At 37.1% G+C, this 4,843-nt stretch carries 7 protein-coding genes; 6 read left to right on the top strand and 1 reads right to left on the bottom strand.

Annotated features, from left to right (window positions below; all coding sequences use genetic code 11):
* The first annotated feature begins 150 nt into the window (after positions 1-150).
* The 6 genes from ACLRYO_RS09420 to ACLRYO_RS09445 all read left to right on the top strand — a co-directional run bounded on the left by ACLRYO_RS09420 (position 151) and on the right by ACLRYO_RS09445 (position 4,609).
* Positions 151-789 (top strand): orotidine 5'-phosphate decarboxylase / HUMPS family protein, encoded by a 639-nt coding sequence (locus ACLRYO_RS09420; RefSeq protein WP_272108160.1) that lies wholly within the window; start codon positions 151-153, stop codon positions 787-789.
* 96 nt (positions 790-885) lie between these two features.
* Positions 886-1,347, top strand: coding sequence for an FGGY-family carbohydrate kinase (locus ACLRYO_RS09425; RefSeq protein ID WP_272108161.1), 462 nt, complete (start codon positions 886-888; stop codon positions 1,345-1,347).
* 22 nt (positions 1,348-1,369) lie between these two features.
* Positions 1,370-2,212 carry an L-ribulose-5-phosphate 3-epimerase gene (locus tag ACLRYO_RS09430; RefSeq protein ID WP_272108162.1) on the top strand — a complete coding sequence of 281 codons (843 nt, stop codon included), beginning with the start codon at positions 1,370-1,372 and terminating at the stop codon, positions 2,210-2,212.
* Between the two features lie 109 nt (positions 2,213-2,321).
* On the top strand, positions 2,322-3,020 hold the full coding sequence (locus ACLRYO_RS09435; protein WP_272108163.1) for an L-ribulose-5-phosphate 4-epimerase: 699 nt from the start codon (positions 2,322-2,324) through the stop codon (positions 3,018-3,020).
* Between the two features lie 329 nt (positions 3,021-3,349).
* A complete protein-coding gene (gene fsa / locus ACLRYO_RS09440; protein ID WP_272108164.1) occupies positions 3,350-4,003 on the top strand; it encodes a fructose-6-phosphate aldolase in 654 nt (217 codons plus the stop codon).
* A gap of 18 nt (positions 4,004-4,021) precedes the next feature.
* Positions 4,022-4,609 carry a hypothetical protein gene (locus ACLRYO_RS09445; RefSeq protein ID WP_330682141.1) on the top strand — a complete coding sequence of 196 codons (588 nt, stop codon included), beginning with the start codon at positions 4,022-4,024 and terminating at the stop codon, positions 4,607-4,609.
* A 29-nt stretch (positions 4,610-4,638) separates the two neighbouring features.
* Here the strand turns inward: ACLRYO_RS09445 and ACLRYO_RS09450 are convergent.
* Positions 4,639-4,843: hypothetical protein (locus ACLRYO_RS09450; protein ID WP_413084859.1), on the bottom strand; the 205-nt coding region annotated here is incomplete at its 5' end.

Below are 4,843 nucleotides of genomic sequence, written 5' to 3' on the forward strand. Positions count from 1 at the left end.
AACTCTATATAGATTAAACTCTCAAAAAAATATAGTGCTAAATCCTAAAGACGGGTGTTTTGGAAGAATAATTATTGACATTTAAATATAAAAAAAATATAATATAAATGAGAACGGTTCCAATTAAACTGATTAAAGGAAGGTGGAATAATGAAATTACAAGCTGCGTTAGATTATTTTACATTAGATCAAGCTTTAAAACTTATGGAAGAGATTCATCAATATGTGGATATAGCGGAAATCGGTAGTCCACTAATGTTTGCCGATGGCTTCCGTTCCATTGCAGAGGTTAAGAAAAAATACCCAGAAGTACTAGTACTCGCTGATATGAAGGTAGTTGATGGGGGATATGATATTGCTTCAGAAGCTTATAAGGCTGGTGCAGATATAGCAACAACTATTGGTTTGACAACGGATGATACTTTGCTAGGAGTTGTTAAAGCAGCTAGGGTTCATAACAAGTATTGTATGGCTGATACTATTGGAATTAAGAACTTGGGAGAAAATGTAAAGAAGCTTGATGAAATGGGATTTGATTATATATTATTACATACTGCTCATGATGCAATCGGCAATACAGCTGAAGCGGCTTCGCAGATAGATAAGATACAGGAAATGAAGAAACTTGTAAAGCATGCCAAAATAGGAATCTCAGGAGGAATTACACTTTCAATTATTGACAGAGTTTGTGCTGCTGATCCAGACTGGGTAGTAATCGGAGGTGGGCTCACATCTGTTAAGAATCCAGCTGAAACTGCAAAGGCATTAAGAAGATATATTATTGATTAGCATATGTTTAATGCGGAACCGTTTCAACTTTTATTAAGTTAACTTGAGAGTTAAAAGTTTTTACCTTTAGCTTCATTTCATTTTTATGAGGTATTCTTGAATGGGTCAAATGAAGACCCACTTGGAAAAGGAACATTTGTAGGTCTTACTGCGTTTCATAATAAAAAACATATGCTTCGTGCAGTATATGAAGGAATTGTATTTTCGCATGTAACACATGTGAAAAAGCTTTTGAAGAACTGCAATGTACCTAAGAGTATACGTCTTTCTGGTGGTGCTGCAAACTCTGATGTATGGGTTCAGATTTTTGCAGATACTCTTCAGATTCCAATTGATGTAATTGAAAACAAGGAATTTGGAGCTCAAGTAGCGGCAATGGCAGCAGGAATTGCGGTTAGAATTTATGAAAATTATCAGGAGGCAGTGGCACGTACTGTGAAGATTACTAAGACAATTGAGCCAAGACCAGAATACAAAGAAATTTGTGAAGAAAAATATGCAACCTACAGAGCTGTTATTGATAGTATGAGTAGTGTATGGAGTCGCTTTAAAAATTAATCATAGAAGAGGGTGATTCGAGATGAAGCGATATAAAATTGGACTTTATGAAAAGGCAATGAGAGACAGCCTTACATGGAAAGAAAAGCTACAGTGTGCTAAGGATTGTGGTTATGACTATGTAGAAATGTGTATAGATGCCAATGAAGAAAAAATCAAACGTATTTACATGTGTGACCGAGAACGGAATAAATTGGTGAATACAATGTTTGAGGTTGGCCTCTCAATCCGTTCAATGAGTGTAAGTGCACTGACCAAATTTGCTTTGGGTGATTCTAAAGCTGAAATCCGTAATAGAGGTGTGGAAATTATGGAGAAATCCATTATTCTTTCTGCTGACTTAGGAATCCGCACTGTAATGATTCCCGGATATGATATTTATTTTGGAGAATCTACAATAGAAACTAAGAAATATTTTTTTGAAAATATTTTAAAAGGAACAGAAATTGCGGCAAAAGAGGGTGTACTCCTGGGGTTTGAAACTATGGAGAACGAGTTCATGAATACAACAGGAAAAGGAATGAAATATGTAAGTATGGTGGGGTCCCCATATTTGAATATATATCCTGATTCGGGCAATGTCACAAATGCTGCGGTGTTACATAGACATGATGTATGTGAAGATTTGATCCTTGGAAAAGGGAAGGTAATCTCGCTCCACTTAAAAGAATCAAAACCGAATATATTCAGAGAAGTACCATTTGGTACAGGTCATGTGGATTTTGAACGCATAATTAAAACAGCATGGGAGATTGGAGTACGTCGCTACGTTACAGAATTATGGGATGTAGGACTGGACAGTTGGCGAGAAGATATCTGTTTTGCAAATAGAAGTATATGTTCAATTCTTGATAAACAACAGTAAATAGAAAGAAAGAGAAATTGGGCAATGATGAAAATGACAATGATTGGCGAGAAATTATCCATTCATATTTTATTTAATTTTGAAAACTTAATAGAAAAGAGATGAAATTATGTTAGATGAGTTAAAGAAAGAAGTGTATAAAGCTAATATGCTTTTGCCAAAATATGGCCTTGTTACATTCACATGGGGAAATGCAAGTGGTATTGACCGTGCAAGTGGATTATTTGTAATCAAACCAAGTGGGGTTGAATATGAGAAATTGACACCAGAGGATATGGTCGTTGTAGATCTTCATGGTAATAAAGTAGAAGGCAAATATAATCCTTCATCAGATACTGCTACTCATGTGGAACTCTACAATCGTTTTCCCAAAATCGGTGGAATTGTGCATACACATTCATCGTGGGCAACAAGTTGGGCTCAGGCAGGAAGAGGGATTCCTTGCTATGGAACTACTCATGCAGATTATATGTATGGGGAAGTTCCTTGTGTTAGAAATCTTACAAAAGAAGAAATTGATGAAGCATATGAAAAAAACACAGGAATTTTGATTGCGGATGAATTCAATATTCGCAAACTTGATTATACTGCAATACCGGCAGTGTTGTGTAAGAACCATGGACCATTTACATGGGGTAAAAATGCGTACGCAGCTGTTCATACTGCAGTTGTATTAGAAGAGGTAGCAAAAATGGCTACACGATGTGAGATGATTAATCCTCAAAATGAACCAGCACCACAGGAATTACAGGATAAGCATTATTACAGAAAACATGGAGCTAATGCTTATTATGGACAATTGAAATAAGCTATAGTTAATAATTTAATTACTGTTTGTATTGCCATTTTGACGCTAGGATGGATAATTATATGTATAAACAGTTATTACATGCAGTTGCAATATTATGGAGATCTGTGTCAAGGTTAGAGACGGAAACCATGCGAACCCACTTCTTTACTGAATCTAGAGATAACATAAATGTGACTGAGTTGTTGCTCTAAAAGATAAAGAGAGAATAAAAATCACAATAAAAAAGTATTTTTTATGGCTAATAACAAATCACCAGTCGAATTGGTGATTGATTACTATCTCAAGTAAAGAAAAAAGTAAAGATTCACTATACGAGGAGGATATTAATGAAGTTTTTTATTGATACTGCAAATGTGGAAGACATTAAGAAAGCAAATAGTATGGGGGTTATTTGTGGAGTAACGACCAATCCATCTTTAATTGCAAAGGAAGGAAGAAATTTTAATGAAGTAATAAAAGAAATAGCTTCTATTGTAGATGGACCAATTAGTGGAGAAGTAAAAGCAACAACAACAGATGCAGAAGGAATAATCAAAGAAGGTAGAGAAATCGCTGCAATTCATCCCAATATGGTTGTTAAAATACCAATCACAGTAGAAGGCTTAAAGGCAACAAAGGTATTGTCAAGTGAAGGAATTAAGACAAATGTAACATTAATATTTTCGGCGAATCAAGCATTGTTAGCTGCAAGAGCAGGTGCTACCTATGTATCACCATTTCTTGGAAGATTGGATGATGTATCAACCCCTGGTATTGATTTAATTCGTACCATTGCCGAGATATTTGATATTCATGGCATTGAAGCAGAAATAATAGCAGCTAGTGTTCGTAACCCAATTCATATTATAGATTGCGCTTTGGCTGGAGCTGATATTGCAACTGTACCATATAAAGTAATTGAGCAGTGTACAAAACATCCTTTGACAGACCAGGGAATTGAGAAGTTTCAGGCTGATTATAAAGCGGTCTTTGGAGAATAATATTAGGAGGACATTTTAATGAACAACATTGATACGATGTCAGTGAATGCCATACGTGTTTTAGCAGCTGATGCGGTTCAGAAGGCAAAGTCAGGTCATCCTGGTCTACCACTGGGATGTGCAGCAATTGCGTATGAATTGTGGGCAAAAGAGATGAAACACAATCCGGCAAATCCGGATTGGTTTAACAGAGATCGTTTTATATTATCAGGTGGTCATGGTTCTACATTATTGTATTCTTTACTTCATTTATTTGGATATGGTCTAACAAAGGAAGATTTGGCACAGTTTAGACAATTGGACTCTAAGACACCAGGTCATCCGGAATATCGCCATACCAAAGGTGTAGAAGCAACAACAGGACCTTTAGGTGCTGGAATGGCAATGGCAGTTGGAATGGCAATGGCTGAGGAGCATTTAGCTGCTAAGTTTAATAAAGAAAACTTTCCAGTAGTGGATCACTATACCTATGTTCTTGGTGGTGACGGATGTATGATGGAAGGTATTTCATATGAAGCATTTTCCTTAGCAGGAACATTAGGTCAGTTTACAAGGAACTACACGCAGACCACGAAACGGGGGCTGCTGACAACAAATAAAGGCTGAGTATCAAGCACCGGGAAAGTGCGGGATATTCAGCCTGTTTTGTTGTCCGGGGTTTCCAAAGGGGCTTGCCCCTTGGCACACGACTTTGCTTGCAAAGTGTAGTGTGTTATACGCTCTGTCGGCGTTGCTGCGAAAATGAGGTTGCCGCCCGGAAGGGCAAGCACATTTGAAGCAGCAGGAAAACAGGGCTGTGATTGCGTGGCGTGGAGCCGCAAGCGCAGGACTGGTTTCATC

Origin of the sequence: Veillonella parvula (genome assembly GCF_047241225.1) — a bacterium.
Lineage (GTDB): Bacteria > Bacillota > Negativicutes > Veillonellales > Veillonellaceae > Veillonella > Veillonella parvula_O.